General features: G+C 70.7%; 12 protein-coding genes. 6 read left to right on the top strand and 6 right to left on the bottom strand.

All coding sequences use genetic code 11. The annotated features are described in order from the left end of the window. Window positions 1-43: 43 nt before the first annotated feature. The gene (gene purN, locus J1M44_RS01380; RefSeq protein ID WP_010079383.1) at window positions 44-607 is read left to right on the top strand and encodes a phosphoribosylglycinamide formyltransferase; all 564 of its coding nucleotides are present in this window, start codon (window positions 44-46) and stop codon (window positions 605-607) included. Here purN and J1M44_RS01375 read toward each other — a convergent pair. Continuing rightward, window positions 594-2,021, bottom strand: coding sequence for an MFS transporter (locus J1M44_RS01375; protein ID WP_206480420.1), 1,428 nt, complete (start codon window positions 2,019-2,021; stop codon window positions 594-596). The two genes, purN and J1M44_RS01375, sit on opposite strands and share 14 nt — an antisense overlap. A gap of 74 nt (window positions 2,022-2,095) precedes the next feature. Between J1M44_RS01375 and purH the strand changes: the two genes are divergently transcribed. From purH to J1M44_RS01360, 3 genes are all read left to right on the top strand, one after another. Beyond that, window positions 2,096-3,787, top strand: coding sequence for a bifunctional phosphoribosylaminoimidazolecarboxamide formyltransferase/IMP cyclohydrolase (gene purH / locus J1M44_RS01370; RefSeq protein WP_206480419.1), 1,692 nt, complete (start codon window positions 2,096-2,098; stop codon window positions 3,785-3,787). 68 nt (window positions 3,788-3,855) lie between these two features. Continuing rightward, window positions 3,856-5,208 (top strand): magnesium transporter, encoded by a 1,353-nt coding sequence (gene mgtE / locus J1M44_RS01365; RefSeq protein ID WP_087115259.1) that lies wholly within the window; start codon window positions 3,856-3,858, stop codon window positions 5,206-5,208. Between the two features lie 625 nt (window positions 5,209-5,833). Next, entirely contained in the window at window positions 5,834-8,056 is a 2,223-nt protein-coding gene (locus tag J1M44_RS01360) for an NADP-dependent isocitrate dehydrogenase (RefSeq protein ID WP_206480418.1), read from the top strand. Between the two features lie 148 nt (window positions 8,057-8,204). Here the strand turns inward: J1M44_RS01360 and J1M44_RS11835 are convergent, their stop codons facing one another. The 3 genes from J1M44_RS11835 to J1M44_RS01345 all read right to left on the bottom strand — a co-directional run bounded on the left by J1M44_RS11835 (window position 8,205) and on the right by J1M44_RS01345 (window position 10,273). Continuing rightward, complete coding sequence (locus J1M44_RS11835; RefSeq protein WP_274607850.1) at window positions 8,205-8,432, bottom strand: methylated-DNA--[protein]-cysteine S-methyltransferase; 228 nt, start codon at window positions 8,430-8,432, stop codon at window positions 8,205-8,207. Continuing rightward, window positions 8,429-9,547: a hypothetical protein gene (locus J1M44_RS01350; protein WP_206480417.1), complete on the bottom strand. Its 1,119-nt coding sequence runs from the start codon at window positions 9,545-9,547 to the stop codon at window positions 8,429-8,431. Before J1M44_RS01350 ends, J1M44_RS11835 begins: the two co-directional genes overlap by 4 nt. A gap of 129 nt (window positions 9,548-9,676) precedes the next feature. Further along, window positions 9,677-10,273 (bottom strand): methylated-DNA--[protein]-cysteine S-methyltransferase, encoded by a 597-nt coding sequence (locus J1M44_RS01345; RefSeq protein WP_206480416.1) that lies wholly within the window; start codon window positions 10,271-10,273, stop codon window positions 9,677-9,679. A gap of 72 nt (window positions 10,274-10,345) precedes the next feature. On the opposite strand from J1M44_RS01345, the gene J1M44_RS01340 reads away from it, so the two are divergent. Beyond that, window positions 10,346-11,944: a TIGR01777 family oxidoreductase gene (locus J1M44_RS01340; RefSeq protein ID WP_206480415.1), complete on the top strand. Its 1,599-nt coding sequence runs from the start codon at window positions 10,346-10,348 to the stop codon at window positions 11,942-11,944. A gap of 19 nt (window positions 11,945-11,963) precedes the next feature. On the opposite strand, the gene J1M44_RS11925 is transcribed toward J1M44_RS01340, so the two are convergent. Then, window positions 11,964-16,004 carry a glycosyltransferase gene (locus J1M44_RS11925; RefSeq protein ID WP_206480414.1) on the bottom strand — a complete coding sequence of 1,347 codons (4,041 nt, stop codon included), beginning with the start codon at window positions 16,002-16,004 and terminating at the stop codon, window positions 11,964-11,966. A 57-nt stretch (window positions 16,005-16,061) separates the two neighbouring features. On the opposite strand from J1M44_RS11925, the gene J1M44_RS01330 reads away from it, so the two are divergent. Continuing rightward, window positions 16,062-16,199, top strand: a complete 138-nt coding sequence (locus J1M44_RS01330) for a hypothetical protein (RefSeq protein WP_206480413.1) — start codon at window positions 16,062-16,064, stop codon at window positions 16,197-16,199. A gap of 82 nt (window positions 16,200-16,281) precedes the next feature. Here J1M44_RS01330 and J1M44_RS01325 read toward each other — a convergent pair whose 3' ends face one another. Further along, window positions 16,282-16,722, bottom strand: a complete 441-nt coding sequence (locus J1M44_RS01325; protein WP_206480412.1) for a hypothetical protein — start codon at window positions 16,720-16,722, stop codon at window positions 16,282-16,284. Window positions 16,723-16,738 lie beyond the last annotated feature (16 nt).

The raw sequence follows: 16,738 nt of genomic DNA, 5'->3' as shown, positions 1-16,738 counted from the left end.
GGAGGGAACGGGGGCGGACACCCCCTCACCCTACGATGGGCGCATGCGCATCGTTGCCCTCGTCTCCGGTTCCGGCACCAACCTGCAGGCCGTCCTCGACGCCGTCGCCTCCGGCGCCCTGGACGTGGAGATCGCCGCGGTGGGCGCCGACGTCGCCGACGCCGGCGGACTCGACCGTGCCCGCGCCCACGGGATCGAGACGTTCGTGGTGTCCCCGACGGACCACGCGGACCGGCGCGCGTGGGACGAGGCGCTCGCGGACGCCGTCGCCGCCTACGCGCCGGACTGGGTGGTGTGCTCCGGGTTCATGCGGATCCTGGGCGCCCCGCTGCTCGAGCGGTTCGACGGCCGCATCCTCAACACCCACCCCGCCCTGCTGCCCTCCTTCCCGGGGGCCCACGGCGTCCGGGACGCGCTGGCGCACGGGGTGAAGGTCACCGGCTGCACCGTGCACGTGGTGGACGCGGGCGTGGACACCGGCCCGATCCTCGCCCAGGCCGCGGTGCCCGTGCTGGACACGGACACCGAGGCCGAGCTGCACGAGCGCATCAAGGTCCAGGAGCGGGCCCTGCTGCTGCGCGTGCTCGGCGAGCTCAGTCGGCGCTGACCTCGAGGGCGCGGCCGCGGGTCTCCGGGGCCAGCGCCAGCATCGCCGCGCAGGCCAGGACCACGAGCCCGCCGGTGACGGCGAACGCCCCCGGCAGCCCGAGGGCGGGGACCAGCGTGCCCACGAAGAGCAGCGGACCCAGGCCCGCGCCCACCCGCGAGGCCGCCGACGCCCAGCCGAAGCCGGAGGCGCGCAGCGTCGTCGGGTACAGCTCGGAGACGTACGTGTAGAGCACCGGGATCGCGACCTGCACCACGAAGCCGAACGCCAGCACGAGCGGCAGCACCGCGGCGGGCACGTCCAGCACGCTCGCCAGCCAGACGGTCAGGGCGCTCGCGACGACGGCGCTGACGGCCAGCAGCCAGCGGCGGCCGGTGACCTCGATCAGCACGGTGGCCACGACCACGCCGAGCAAGCCGGCCGCGGCCATGCCGGAGGTCATGATGAAGGCGCGGCCCTCCGCGTAGCCGGCGTCGATGAGGAACGTCGGCAGCCACTGCAACGCGATGTAGTAGACGAGCATGATGGCCACGAACAGGGCCCAGGCGACCGCGGTGACGCGCGGCGAGAACCGCCAGACCGCGACGAGCTGGGCCAGGACGCCGCCGGCGCGCTCCCGCTCCACCGGAGGCATCGTGTAGGCGCGGCGCGGCGCGCCGGTGGCCTCCACCATGCGGTCGATGACCCTGCGGGCCTCGGCCTCTCGGCCCCGGCTCATGAGGAACAGGGGCGACTCGGGGATGCCCAGGCGCACCACGAACACGAGCAGGGCGGGCAGCGCCATGGCCAGCAGCGGCAGCCGCCAGTCGCCCCACGTGCCGACGAGCCACGCCGAGACGAGGCCGCACAGCGCGGCGCCCACGGGCCACCAGCCGTCCATCGCGGCCAGGACGCGGCCGCGCAGCCGGCGGGGGGTGAACTCGCCCACGAGCGCGTAGTCCACGGGGATGGTGCCACCCAGGCCGATGCCGGCCACGAAGCGGAAGACGGCGAACCACAGCAGCGAGTCCGTCAGGGCGCCGGCCAGCGTGAACACGGAGAAGATCGCGAGCGTCCAGGCGAAGGCCGCCTTGCGGCCGATCCGGTCCGCGATGGTGCCCCACAGGAACGCGCCCACGGCCATGCCGATCAGGTTGGCCGTGCCGATCCACGCGGCGTCCGCCGGCGCCAGGGACCACTCCTCGCGCAGCAGCGGGATCATCACGCCGTTGAGCGTGACGTCCCACGCGTCGAACATGAACCCGAGGCCGCCGATCAGGAAGATCCGGCCCTGCACGGACCAGCGCCAGGGCAGCTCCTGGACGACCGCCTCACCGGTGGGCAGGGCGGCGTCGGGGGCGACGACGTCGGGCGCGGGCCCGGGGGGACATGGTCGGCTCCCGTTCGTCGGGTGGAGTGGGGGGCGGTCCGTCACGCGGACGCCTGGGCCATTATGCGGCCCGGCCTATGCTGGAGGACACCCGGACCCCCTCGAAGGAGCGCCCCCTCGTGACCTCTGCCCAGCCCACCACCACCGTCCTGGACACGGTGCCCCTGCAGCGGGCCCTGATCTCCGTGTACGACAAGACCGGCCTCGAGGAGCTCGCCACCGGGCTCCACGCCGCGGGCGTGCAGATCGTCTCGACCGGCTCCACCGCCCAGCGCATCGCCGCCGCCGGTGTGCCCGTCACCGAGGTCGCCGAGGTCACCGGGTTCCAGGAGTGCCTGGACGGCCGCGTGAAGACGCTGCACCCGCGCGTGCACGCGGGCATTCTGGCGGACCGTCGTCGCGAGGACCACGTGACCCAGCTGCGCGAGCTCGAGGTGGAGCCGTTCGACCTCGTCGTCGTGAACCTCTACCCGTTCGTGGACACCGTGAACTCGGGCGCCGCGGAGGACGCCGTCGTCGAGCAGATCGACATCGGCGGGCCGTCCATGGTGCGCGCGGCCGCGAAGAACCACGCGTCCGTGGCGATCGTCGTGGACCCGGCCCGCTACGGCGAGGTCGTCCAGGCCGCGCAGTCCGGCGGCTTCGACCTGCGCGCCCGCCGGCGCCTGGCCGCCCTGGCATTCGCCCACACCGCGGCGTACGACAACGCCGTGGCCGCCTGGACCGCCGCCCACTTCGGCGAGGACACGCACGCCGACGAGATCCCCGTGTTCCCGCCCTATGCCGGCTTCTCCCTCGAGCGCGCGCAGATCCTGCGCTACGGCGAGAACCCGCACCAGCCCGCGGCACTGTACCTGGACTCCTCGGCGGCCCCCGGCATCGCGCAGGCCGAGCTGCTGCACGGCAAGCCGATGAGCTACAACAACTACGTGGACGCCGACGCCGCGGTGCGCGCCGCCTTCGACCACCCGGTCCCGGCCGTGGCGATCGTCAAGCACGCCAACCCGTGCGGCGTGGCCGTCACGGACGAGGGCACGGACATCGCGCAGGCGCACGCCAAGGCGCACGCATGCGACCCCGTCTCCGCGTTCGGCGGCGTCATCGCCGCCAACCGTCCGGTCACCGCGGCGATGGCACGCCAGGTCAAGGACGTGTTCACGGAGGTCGTGGTGGCCCCGTCCTTCGAGCCGGAGGCCCTCGAGATCCTCACCGCGAAGAAGAACCTGCGCCTGCTGAGCCTGCCCGAGGGCTTCGTCCGGGACGCCGTGGAGGCCAAGCAGGTCTCGGGCGGCATGCTCCTGCAGATCGCGGACGCCGTGGACGCCGACGGCGACGACCCCGCCACGTGGACCCTCGCCGCCAGACCCGCCGCGGACGAGGCCACCCTCGCCGACCTGGCCTTCGCGTGGCGGGCGGTGCGCGCCGCCAAGTCCAACGCGGTGCTCCTGGCCCACGACGGCGCCACGGTGGGGGTCGGCATGGGCCAGGTCAACCGGCTCGACTCGTGCCGCCTGGCCGTGGAGCGGGCCAACACCCTGGGCGCCGCGCAGACCGGCGGCCAGGACGTGTCCACCGCCGGCGGCGCCGAGAACGTCTCCGGCGACGGTGCGCCCGAGCGCGCCCGCGGGGCCGTGGCCGCCTCCGACGCGTTCTTCCCGTTCGCGGACGGCCTGCAGATCCTCCTCGACGCCGGCGTGCGCGCCGTGGTGCAGCCCGGCGGCTCTGTGCGGGACGAGGAGGTCGTGGCCGCGGCCGAGGCCGCCGGCGTTACGCTGTACCTGACCGGGGCGCGCCACTTCTTCCACGGCTGAGCGCGGCGCGCCGCCGCCGGACGGGGGCCCGGACCGGGCCCCCGCGATCCCCAGGAGGTGACGAGGTGATGACCCGCCGCGAGGTCGAGAGCGTCGAGGATCGCATCCGCGAGCACCTGCGCAGGGACGACCTCAACAGCGCGGTCGAGCTGCTGCGCGCGCTGTCCCCGGGCGACGCGCTCGAACTGCTCGACCGCTCCGAGCCGCGCATGGTCCCCGTGCTGTTCCGGCTCCTGGACAAGTCGACGGCGGTCCAGGTCTTCGCGGCGATGGAGACGGGCCAGCAGTCCGACCTGGTGCGCCAGCTCCAGGACGGTCAGGTCCAGGACCTCTTCGCCGAGCTGCGGGTCTCGGGCCAGGCCCGGCTGCTCGACGAGATGCCGGCGACCGTGGCCCGGAAGATGCTCGCCGGACTCGACGCCGGGGCGCGCGGCGAGGTCGGCCGGCTCCTGGGCTACCCGGCGGACTCGGTGGGCCGCCGGCTGCGCATGGCGCCGGTGCGTCTGCGCGAGGACTGGACCGTGGCCGTGGCCCTGGAGAACCTCCGGGACCACGGCGGCCGGGAGCAGGCCGCCATCGTGTCCGTGCCGGTGGTGAGCCCGCAGGCGCGCCTGACCGGCGTCGTCGACGTCTCCGTCCTGGTCACGCAGCCGCTCGACGCGCGGGTCTCGGAGATCATGCGGGAACCGGTGTCCGCGGTCGCCACCGAGGACGCCGAGGAGGTGGCCCGGCTCTGTGCGGACCGGCGCCTGTGGACGGTCCCCGTGACGGACTCGGAGGGGCGCCTGATCGGCGTGTTCACCGTGGCCGACGCCCTCGAGGTCCTCGACGAGGAGTCGACGGAGGACGCGGCGCGCGCCGGTGGTGTGGAGCCCCTCGGCCGGCCCTATCTGGCGACCTCCGTGCTGGCGCTGATGCGCTCGCGCATCACGTGGCTGCTCGTGCTCGCGATCGGCGCCACCCTCACCGTGCAGGTGCTCGGCGTCTTCGAGGACACGCTCGAGGAGATGGTCGTCCTCTCCCTGTTCATCCCGCTGATCATCGGCACGGGCGGCAACACGGGCAACCAGGCGGCCACCACGGTCACCCGGGCGCTCGCCCTCGACGACGTCCGGCCCCGCGATGCGCCGCGCGTGATGTTCCGCGAGCTGCGCGTCGGCATGGCCCTGGGCGGGTGCATCGGCCTGCTGGGCCTCGTGATCGCCGGGCTCGTGTTCTCGTGGCCCGTCGGTCTCGTGATCGGGGCGACGCTGTTCACCGTGTGCGCCTTCGCCGCCACCGTCGGCGGTCTCATGCCGTTGGCGGCCCGCACGATCGGCGCCGACCCCGCCGTGTTCTCGAACCCGTTCATCTCGACGCTCGTGGACGCCCTTGGCCTGGTCGTCTACTTCTTCATCGCCCAGGCCGTGCTCGGCATCTGAGCCGGCCCCGATCCACGACGCCCTGCCTACACGGGCCGCATGATGCACGACGGGCCCTGGGGTGGCATGGGCGGCATGATGGGTGAACTCATGGTCGGCAGCGGCTGGCTGGCGCTGCTGGCGTGCCTCGTGCTCGGGGGCTTCGCGCGCGTCCCTCTGCGCGCGGCCGGCGAGCGACGGGCCGAGGGGCAGCCGTGGGCCGTCCCCGGGGCGGTCGTGGTGGCCCTGGCCGCGTGGGGCACGTTCTTCGGGTTCATGGGGATTGCCTTCGCCGCGGTCACCGCCCTCGGCGCCTGGCAGTCGTTCACCGAGGGGGAGCGGCGACGCCGGCGCGAGGCCGAGCAGGTGCGGCATGCGGCCCGCCTCGGCGAGGCGTTCCGGGGCGGGCCCGCCGGACCGGCCGTGCCGCCGTCGTCGGGGGGCGCCCCCGCCGACCCGACGCCCCCCCTGGTACCCGGGCGACCCCGCCCGGCCCGGCGAGGGCACCGGCGACGGCCGGGGACGCTGACGCCGAGCCACACACGGTGTGGCGCGTCCGAGGCGCCGGGTAGATTGGCGGGGAGTCACCCGTTCCCTGCCGACGAGGGCCGCGTCTCGAGTGCGGCCAGAAGGAGAGATCATCCGCATGTCGAAGATCATCTACACGCTCACGGACGAGGCCCCCATGCTGGCCACCGCGTCGCTGCTGCCGATCGTGCGTGCCTACGCGGGCACCGCCGGCGTGGAGCTGGAGACCCGTGACATCTCGCTGGCCGGCCGCATCCTCGCCGCGTTCAAGGACGTCCTGCCCGAGGATCAGCGCACCGCGGACGCCCTCGCCGAGCTCGGCGAGCTCGTGAAGTCCCCCGAGGCGAACGTCATCAAGCTGCCGAACATCTCCGCCTCCGTGCCGCAGCTGCGCGCCGCGATCAAGGAGCTGCAGGCGGACGGCTACGCGCTGCCGGAGTACCCGGACGAGCCGAAGACCGACGAGGAGATGGACGCGAAGGCGCGCTACGACTCGGTCAAGGGCTCCGCCGTGAACCCGGTGCTGCGCGAGGGCAACTCGGACCGCCGCGCCCCGAAGGCCGTGAAGGCGTACGCCAAGCGCTTCCCCCACTCGATGGGCGAGTGGACCCCGGACTCCAAGACCGCCGTCGCCACCATGGGCGCGGACGACTTCCGCGCCAACGAGCAGTCCGTGACCCTGCCGGCCGCCGACGTGCTGACGATCGAGTTCACCGGCGAGGACGGGAAGACCACCGTGCTCAAGGAGGGCCTGAAGGTCCTCAAGGGCGAGGTCGTGGACGGCACGTTCATGTCCGCCAAGGCCCTGGACGCGTTCCTTGCCGAGCAGGTCAAGCGCGCCAAGGAGGAGGGCATCCTCTTCTCCGCGCACCTGAAGGCCACCATGATGAAGGTCTCCGACCCGGTGATCTTCGGCCACGTCGTGAAGGCCTACTTCTCCGAGCTGTTCGAGAAGTACGGCGAGCAGCTGGCCGCCGCCGGCCTGTCCGCGAACAACGGTCTCGCCGCGATCGAGGGCGGCCTGGACAAGCTCGACGCCGAGACCGCCGAGGGTGTGCGCGCGGCCATTGCCGCCGCCTACGAGAACGGCCCGGACGTGGCCATGGTGAACTCCGCCAAGGGCATCACCAACCTCCACGTGCCCTCCGACGTGATCGTGGACGCCTCCATGCCCGCCATGATCCGCACCTCCGGCCGCATGTGGAACAAGGACGACCAGACCCAGGACACCCTGGCCGTCATCCCGGACTCCTCCTACGCCGGCGTCTACCAGGCCGTGATCGACGACTGCAGGGCCAACGGCGCCTACGACCCCACCACCATGGGCACCGTCCCGAACGTGGGCCTCATGGCGCAGAAGGCCGAGGAGTACGGCTCGCACGACAAGACGTTCATCATGGACGCCGCGGGCACCGTGGCCGTGAAGAACTCCGCCGGGGAGACCCTGCTCTCCCACGACGTCGAGGCCGGCGACATCTGGCGCGCCTGCCAGACCAAGGACGTCCCGGTGCGCGACTGGGTGAAGCTGGCCGTGACCCGCGCCCGCGCGTCCCAGACCCCGGCCGTGTTCTGGCTCGATGAGACCCGCGCCCACGACCGCGAGCTCATCAAGAAGGTCGAGGAGTACCTCAAGGAGCACGACACCGAGGGCCTGGACATCCGCATCCTCTCCCCGGTGGAGGCCGCCAAGCTCTCGGTGGAGCGCATCCGCCGCGGCGAGGACACCATCTCCGTGACCGGCAACGTGCTGCGTGACTACAACACGGACCTGTTCCCGATCCTCGAGCTGGGCACCTCGGCGAAGATGCTCTCGATCGTCCCACTGCTCAACGGCGGCGGCCTGTTCGAGACCGGTGCGGGCGGCTCCGCCCCGAAGCACGTGCAGCAGCTGGTGGAGGAGAACCACCTGCGCTGGGACTCCCTCGGTGAGTTCCTCGCGCTGGCCGTGTCCTTCGAGCACGAGGCGGTCGCGAACGAGAACCACCGCGCGCAAGTCCTGGCGGACACCCTGGACGCCGCGACCGGCACCCTGCTGATCGAGGGCAAGTCCCCGCAGCGCAAGGTCGGCGAGCTGGACAACCGCGGCAGCCACTTCTACCTGGCGCTGTACTGGGCCCGCGAGCTGGCGAAGCAGACCGAGGACGCCGAGCTGGCGGCCGCGGCGAAGCCGATCGCCGAGGAGCTGGAGGCCCAGGAGGAGACCATCCTGGCCGAGCTCAACGGCGTGCAGGGCTCCCCGGTGGACCTGGGCGGCTACTACGCGCCGGAGCTGGAGAAGGTCACCTCGGTGATGCGCCCGTCCGCGACGCTCAACGCGATCGTGGACAAGCTCTCCGTCTGAGCGTCTGAGCGCCTGGGGGCCGGGTCGCGTGCGTGGAGCGCGCGGCCCGGCCCCTTCTCGTGCCCGCAACGGGGGTTGAGTCATCACGGGTATTCGGCCCACGGACCCGTGATAACTCAACCGGCGTTGCCGGGGGCGTGGGCGGCGGTCAGCCCGCGTGGGCCGCCTCGTGGGCCAGCAGGGCCTGCTTCGCGGCGGTGCCGTAGAGGTAGTGGCCGGCGGCGCCGTCGGCGCGCACCACCCGGTGGCAGGGCACGACGACGGCCACCGGGTTGGCATGAGTTGTGCGAGAACCTGCAGAAACGTTTCCCGTGATACCGCTATTCGTTAGAGACCTTGGACTGCGGTGCGGTCTGAGGGGTGCCGACGTGCTCATCCTTTTCGGTTATCCTCGCGGGAAATGAATGCGCGCTTCTCGGAACTTACTCTGGCCCGGCTAATAAAGTCGTTGTGAAAATGTTGGACGATGTCTTCATCGACATTTCGCGCCGGACCGTGAGTCGGATAACGATGGAGATCGAGGGCAGCGCCAGTGTTCACCTCGACAACTTTAGCAGTGGACGCGTCGCGGATATCCCCCACCAAGAGGTCTACACCCGCGATCTCAAGGCCGGGGATCGCATTCTTCGCCCGGCGGGCCATGTCCATGATCCCGGGGGACACATTGGATGTTACATCCACGACAAATGCCCCACGGTATGAGAGGGTAAATCGGTTCAATAAAACGATTTTCCCCTGCCTGGGAACAGACTGCTCAGACTCGCCCTGAGATCGTAAAAAATCAGGGTCAATTTCATTATTTGCGACTCGTGCCCGATAATGAATTTCGCGTTCCTGGCGGAGCTGGCCCACGAGCTCATTCACAGTGGCCTGGCCATCTCCGACCACAAACGGCTGCAGCCGCACAAGGGTGCTCACCACATCCTCGCCGACCACAAAGGCGCGGAGTTCAACCCCATCCACGAGCTCTTCGATGATCACGCGGGTATCCGCGTGCTTACTCTGCGTGGCGGCATTCCATGCGGCAGAAAATTCCTCAGGGGAAGTGACGCCAACGGTCACCCCTCTAGACGCACCTTCGTTGCTAGGCTTAACAACAACCGGCTTGGGTATGCTTGGGAAAATGGCGTTTGCAATCGCCCTCTCAGACGAGCTGAAAGAAATACCAACAGGATGAGGGATGTGGGCTAACGACATCAGTTGTTTGGTCAAAAGCTTTTGGCGGCAGATAACTTCGGTCGCCATGGGATGGCGAAACACCTTGCCCCCAGTCATTTTTAAAGTTTCCCGTCCATCTGGAGACGTTATGAGGTGGCGTGAGAAATTCTCACTTTCCCTCGACGTATCTTCGATCGACCACCCAAGGGAGGCGAACTTATCGGTAATCGATTTGATTGCAGAGCGAGTAATGTCGAGACGGTTAAGCTCCGCGCCTGCATCGAGCACATCTTGTTGAATGAAGTTCTTGACCGCGGCGTACGGCGTATTCAATCGAATCCTCCACAATCAGTCTCGTTCTCGTATGCGCGACCAACACCCGGGCAGATCGGCAATTTTACAAATGTAACCCCAGGAGGGCCGCGCGCTGGTCGCTTTGTGGCAATAATTTCGCTTGTAGTCTCATGGCCTCGCGTGGGCCGCTTCGTGGGCCAGCAGGGCCTGCTTCGCGGCGGTGCCGTAGAGGTAGTGGCCGGCGGCGCCGTCGGCGCGCACCACCCGGTGGCACGGCACGACGACGGCCACCAGGTTGGCGGCGCACGCCCCGCCGGCGGCGCGCACGGCCCGCGGGGTCCCGCACCGCTCGGCCAGGCCGCCGTAGGTCGCGGGGGAGCCGGGGGCGATGCCGCGCAGCTCCCGCCACGCCCGCTGCCGGAACGCGGTGCCCGGCTGGGTGACCTCCAGGGCGTCGAGCGCGGCCACGTCCCCCGCGGCGTAGGCGGCCAGGGCGTCGGCGACGGGCTGGGACACGCCCGGGCGCGGCTCCACGGGGCGCGGGTTCATCTCGCGGTCGGCGGTCTCCGGGTCCAGGGCCACGAGCCGGTCCATGAGCGTCTCGAGGAGGCGCCCGATCGCGGCGGCGGGGGGCTGCGAGTCCCCCGGCACGGCCACGCCGGAGGCGCGCACCGTCTGGTCCTCGGGGGAGAAGACGGCCACGAGGGTGAGCTCGGTGGCGGGCAGGGCGGCGGCGGTCCAGCGCAGCTCGGGAAGCAGGTCCATCCCCTCATTGTCCTGCACGGCCCGGCCCGGACAGGTGTTCGCGCGTCCCCTCCCTGTGTCAGGCTGGCGTCCATGACCGAGATCCGCGTCTTCGAGCATCGCACCCTCCTGCGCCACCCGCGTGAGGTGGTCTTCCGCTGGCTGGAGAACCCCGGCGCGCTGGAGCGGCTCACCCCGCCCTTCGCGGGCGAGGTGGTCCAGGGACCCACGGACGGCCTCCGCGTGGGCTCCGAGTCGCGGCTGCGCATCCAGGCCCCCGGGGCGGCCGGCCTGTTCGCCGGCGCGGCCCACGGGATGCTCACCGGCCTGCTGCCGGACGCCGTCGCCTCCCGCCTGCCCGGCGGGGCCGCGCCCGCGGTGCCGTGGCGGGCCCGCCACACGGCCTACGAGGAGGGCCGCATGTTCCGGGACGAGATGGTCTCCGGCCCTCTCGCCTCCTGGCGGCACACGCACCTGCTCGACGACGCTGCGCCCGGTGAGGCGGACACGGCGGACGGCCGGCGGGGCACGGTCGTGACGGACCACATCGAGTACGCCCTGCCGGGGGAGTCCCTGGTGTCCCGCGTGCCCGGTCTGGGCGCCGCGGCCTCGCGCCGCACCCACGAGGCCTTCGAGGCGGAGCTGGGCCGCCAGTTCGCCTATCGGGCCCGCGTGATGGCCGATGACCTGGACTTCCACGCCGCCCATCCCGGCCCCCTCGTCGGCGGGCCGGCTCGCACGGTCGCCGTGACGGGGTCCGGCGGACTGATCGGCCGGCAGCTCTGTGCCCTGCTCACCACCGGCGGCCACCGCGTCATCCGGCTCGTGCGGAGCCCGAAGAAGGCCGGCGCGCTGGACGCGGCGCTGTGGGACCCCGGCCGGGAGACCGTGGACGAGGACGCCCTGGCCGAGGCCGACGTCGTCGTGAACCTGGCGGGCGAGCCCATCGCCGGCCGGTTCTCGGACGCGCACAAGGAGGCCGTGCACGACTCGCGCGTACGCGGCACGCGCACCCTCGTGGACGCGCTCGCCCGGATCGCCGCGCGGGAGGGGGACGACGTGCGGGCGCGGGCGCTCGTGAACGGCTCGGCGATCGGGTACTACGGGGCGGACGCGGGCACGGGCCCGTTCGGCAGCGGCCTCGTCGAGGATCTGGAGCCCGGGGACGACTTCCTCGCCGAGGTCGTCGCGGACTGGGAGGCCGAGGCCCGGCGCGCCGAGGCGGCCGGGATCCGGGTCGCGATGCTGCGGACTGGCGTGGTCCTGAGCCCGGCCGGGGGCATGCTGCAGCAGGTGCTGCCGCTGTACCTCGCGGGTCTCGGCGGCCCGGTCGCGACCTCGGGCGGGGAGAGCCACGACGGCAGCCCGTGGCTGAGCTGGATCGGCGTGGACGACATCGCGGGGGCCTTCGCCCACGCGGTGCTCGACGACGGCGTCACCGGCCCGGTGAACGCGGTGGCGCCGGAGCCGGTCACGGCAAAGGAGTTCGCCACCGTGCTCGGGCGGGTGCTGCGCCGGCCCGCGGTCGTCCCGGTGCCCGACGCCGGCCCGCGTCTGCTGTTGGGCGAGGAGGGCCGGGCCGAGACCGTGGCGGCGGACCAGAAGGTCGTGGCGGACCGGCTGGTCGCCTCCGGCTACGAGATGCGCGACCCCGAACTGGAGGGCGCGTTGCGCCACGTCCTCGGGCGGTGATGGGGGCATCTTGAACTACTCATGTGGCAGAGCTGGGTCGTAGGTGGTCGAAAAGCCAACGTAGACCCGCTGTCAAGATTGCCGCGTCCACCTTGTCCGCCTGGTCAGGGTGCGAGTCGCGATAGCGCAGCACGAAGCCGGCTTGTGCTCCACTCAGCGCGGTGATGGCCTGATGCTCTTCTTCCGAGCTGAGGCCGGAAGCCACTTGACGGAGGGCAGCCATGACCGCCAATCGCTCCGTCACTGCGAAGTCGAAGGTCAGGGCCCTCCGCGACACCGAGTTCTCGCGTCGGATCCGCAGGTAGGCCGGGTCGGGCAGTTCCAGTGCGGGCGCAAAGTCCAGATCATGTCCCATGAGCTGCGCCATGAACACGATGTCCTCGCCCGAGTGTAGATCTTCGGGGTAGCGGCATGCCCGGGCGATGTCTGTCGGGATGAGTTTGCATGCATTCTGGCCCAGGGCCCATGGACGAAGCTCGAGGGGTTGGGAGGCGCCGTGCAAGGAGTCCACGTTCTTCGATTGCGGCGTCTCCTGGACGATTTCGCCGGCCGGAGTCAGGTCGTAGAGCCTGCTGAGCACGACCCTGGTGGTCGAAGAAGCGAGCCACGCGGCTAGCAGGAAGTTTTGGCCCAGCAAGTCGTCATCGTCCACGAATGTGACATGGCTGCGCGTCGCGAGGTCCAGTCCGAGGTTGCGGGCGCCCCCCACCCCCGGCTCGTCCCGGAAGCGGTAGACCACGTCGAACCCGGTTCGGGCCTCGAACTCTTCGACGGCAGCCCGGCTCTCGGGCTCACCACCGTTCTCCACCACCACGAGTTCGATCAAGTGGGCGGGCAGTGTCTGAGCGGAGATAGAGTCCAGCATCCCGCCGATGCGCTCTGCCCCGCGATGCGTGGCGAGGATCAGACTGACGCCGGGGCGTACCGTGTCGGATCCCCCCTGCAGTGCCGTGGCTTGCGGCGACTGTGCGCCGCGCACTGCAAATCCGAGGGCGCGCAGGAAGAGCTCGGGCGTGTCTTCCCATGGCCGGTCCGCCACACACGGGAGGACGCGGACCACGGCCAGCGGGTTCAGTCGCAGCACGGGCTCGGCGTGGTCGAGGCCGGCGACGGTCAGAAAGTCCGCCTTGCGGACCGTGGGGATCAGTTCGTTCGGCCACCCGTGCAACCGATGCCCGACAACGAGAGACGACGCGCCGACGCTGCGAGCGGTGTCGAAGAGGACGGCGAGTCGACTGCGCTCGCGCGCGGAAGGTGCTGTGAATAGAGGCGCCGAGGCAGGGTCTGTGGCGAGTGCGCCGTCGACGACGACGAGGTCCACGTCGAAACCGATCGCGGAGGGGAGGTCGGTTGGGTCCAGAGCGATCACCTGCATCCCTGTGGCCACCCAGGACGCAATGAAGTCCTCCGCGCCCAGCACGAGCGCGGTGAGATCGGTGATGTTGCGCTCGACTGCCTCTGCGACACCGCCATAGTCCGGCATGGGGGCTTGCCTCTCGCCTCCGAGAACGGCCGGGAGGGTCGGGAAAGCCCCCTTGACCACGGGCACGCGGCTCGCCAGCGTGCTGTTCTCTACGAGCCCGGTCTCATCGACGACAGTGCTCATCCCCTCGAAGGTGCGCAGCACAGTGTGCTCCAGGACATCCGCACCGTAGGGCGTTGCGAGGGCGCTTTCGGCTCGGCGCACGTCCTCTGCCTGCGTCACCACCCATGTGGCCGGGAGGCGCAGGCGGTCCGCTGCGAGGGCGGCCGCAAAACCGACCCACCAGGGCCCCCGGGCCACGATGTGGTCGAACCCAAGCTTCTGCACATGGCGGGTGATGGCCCCTGCGTGGGCCTCGAGCCAACGGTCGGCGCGGACGAGACGCCCCAGGGCAGAGACGGGGCCTCGGCCGGGGGACGCCGCGCCGTCTGCGCTTGCGCCTCCGGCAGGAGAGGCCGATACCCCAGCGGGCCCGTCGTCCCTCGGGTCACGGAATGGGTAGGGCGCGAGCTCCAAGGTGTAGGGAGCGTTGACGGTGCCGTGATCATCCGTGGAGCTGATCAGCAACGGGGGCCGGGTCACGCGGAACTCGGCGTCTGTGCGGGGGAGGTAGTGGGTAAGACGGCGCGTGTCCAGAGCGGTGATTCCGCGGACCCACAGTTCCGCGTCCTTCACCGGGCCCGTCGTACGGGATGTGATCGTGACCGCGGCGTCCAAGAGCTCCAGGGCGCGTTCGTAGGACCCCTGGCGTAGTGCATCTTCGACGACTGCCAGCACTTCGTCCTCGGTGGCGGGAATGACCTGAGCGTCCACGCCGGCCGCAGCAGGGCCTTCGGGGCGTTGCCGTACATCAGCGAAGACGGTCAACCAGGCGTCGGCGACGATGTCGGGGTCATAGCGGAGTGCATCTTGGCGGGCCACCGCTGAGCGGGTGGCGAAGGTGTCGGCCTCTGATGCCCCGGCGCGGATCAGGTCGTAGGCCGCGTCCTCGTCCTCGAGGGGGACGGGCACGGTGCCCGCCGCCCGTGCAGGGACGAATGAGAAACCAGGATCGCGCTCCAGCCCGGGATTCAACAGCCACCCCACGCGTCGTAGCCAGTCGGCGTACGGGCCAACAGCAGGCTCCACGACCAGGCCGCCGTACAGGGCCTCCTCGAGACCGATGTCCGCGAACAGGCGGCGCCATTGGTCTGCCGTGGCCGCGTCCCCTGCCGTTTCGGCGGCCGCCCACGGGAAGGGGCCGCGCAGGTGAAGTACGTGCCGTTCGTCGTCGGCGCGCAGCCGACGGAGCAGGCGCAAAGCGGCACCCACGTCGGCAGGGCTCAGGTCCGCGGTCTCCAGACCAAGGTGGAAGCGCGCTTCGTGTGCCTTCGGGCGAGTCATGCCCTCCAGGTCAAGAGCAGGGGGTACGACGTGTACGCGGTCCGCCGAGGTGCCTTCGACCTCGAGCAGGCGCTGCCGACTCATCGGAGAGTGTACGACCACGGCGTCACAGCGTTCCCAGGCGAGCGCCGGAGTGTGGTCGTCGAAGACCCCGTCTGGCACATGAGCGATGAGGCGCTGGTCCGGCCGCAGAGCCCGTGTGACTGCCTGCAGAAGTGGGCCAGCGGAGGCGGTGACGATCAGATCCGCGTCACCCACCTCGGCGGGCAGTGGGGTGCGCGGGGCGTCCTGCGCTGGCTCGGCGGCCCGCACCGCGCGCACCTCGAGGTCTGAGTGCTCTGCCAGGGCCCGCGCCTCAGACGCGAGGGATGAGAGGTCCTGACCGATGAACAGCAATCGAACCGGGGCGACGTCATCCTCCGTCCGGAGGGACACGGACGGACTCGGCAACGTCCACTGCCCGGCGGCGGGCATACCGCTGCGAACGGGAGCGGTCTTTTCGCTCGGTTCCAAGGGATTGGGCTGGTGCAGCAGGTCGGCCGCCGAGGTCACGACGGTGACCCGCGGGTCGAGTCCAGGCGGAAGAGCGCGCGTGACCAGGACCGGCCGAGCCCCGCGGGCGAGATGGTATGCCACAGCCAAGGAGTGCGCCAGGCGGTCTTGTGGCTCCGGGACAAGCCCCCACGGCGCGGCTGTGGGGGCAGCACCGACTCCGAGGACTAACCCTGGGATGTCACGCCACTGCACGGCGTCCTCATCCGAGAGGGGAGAGGCGCCTGTGAGCCGCACTCGGGGGACGTGTCGCAGTGAGCGGGTCGCGTCCACGTAGGAACCGAGGTCGGGAAGCCCACCGGAGACGAAGTAGTCAAGGCAGACTTCCACGTCGGCGGGTCCGGTCGATGCGTCCCTCCAGACGGACAGGGCCGCAGCGGGTTCGGCCGGCGTGGGCAGCACTCCGACGCGTGCCGCTGAGGGGGGGAAGCGAGACTCCAGGTCTGCACGCTGGACGTCGGACACCACCAGGATGCGACGGCTGCCTTCGACAAACGATTCAAATCGCCGCGCCACTGCCGGGGAAAGCGGGCCGGAAAGGTGGGGCTCGTCCACCGGGATCGAGATCAGGCGTTCCTTGATGGCCCCACCGCCGGCAACGGTCAGGGACAACTCGCAGCCCTGCACGACTGCGAAGTCCACCCTGCGAGCCCGGGCATGGGCCACAACCCGCCGGGCTCGGAAGCGGGGTAGATGCACATGTTCGTTGACGTGGTCCGGTTCTGCTGGGTCGTGGGGGAGGAGCTCGACGCCGAGGTCGACCACCTCCCGTTCGAGACCGCCGAGATTCTCTTCGCGGGGATGCAGAAGCACATCGTGACCAGCTTCCCGGAGTGAGTAACACATTCCGAGGACCCACGATCGGGCGGCAGGGCTGCGACGTACGGGTACGTCGGGGGCGAACAGGACCAACGCCATGTCAGCGGACCTCCGTCTCGTGGGGTGTGTGTGAACGGCCGCGGGCCAGACCGACGCCGTGTACGGCAGCCCACACAGGGGTGTGGGCGGTGTCGTCCCCGTGGCCCGGTTTCCGCGACTCGGCAAGGTCCGCGGTGCATGCGTCGTACAGGGCGGTCTCCGCTGAGGATTGAGGCGTGCCGCAGGTCAGGGCCAGAACCCTGCCGCCGTTGGCCTGGACGTGCGACGCCGCCTCAAGGAGTTCACGATGAAGCACCGTGGCACCGGTGTCGAGGGTGCCCATCCAGGGGCCCGAGGAGAACGCATGCCAGTCGACGACAAGGGTGTCCACACGCGGAAGGGACACCTGGTGTAGCAGGGCGCCCGGGATGCCGGGCGTGGCGGGGCTCACCCTCCGCACGGTTTCGAGCACGTCCACGGCGCCGACGACGATGGTCTCCACGTGATGGTGGACGGCG

The organism is Micrococcus sp. KRD128, assembly GCF_017168395.1.
GTDB lineage: Bacteria > Actinomycetota > Actinomycetes > Actinomycetales > Micrococcaceae > Micrococcus > Micrococcus luteus.
Note: the sequence above shows the minus strand (reverse complement) of the source record. Positions and strands in the feature narration are given on the sequence as shown.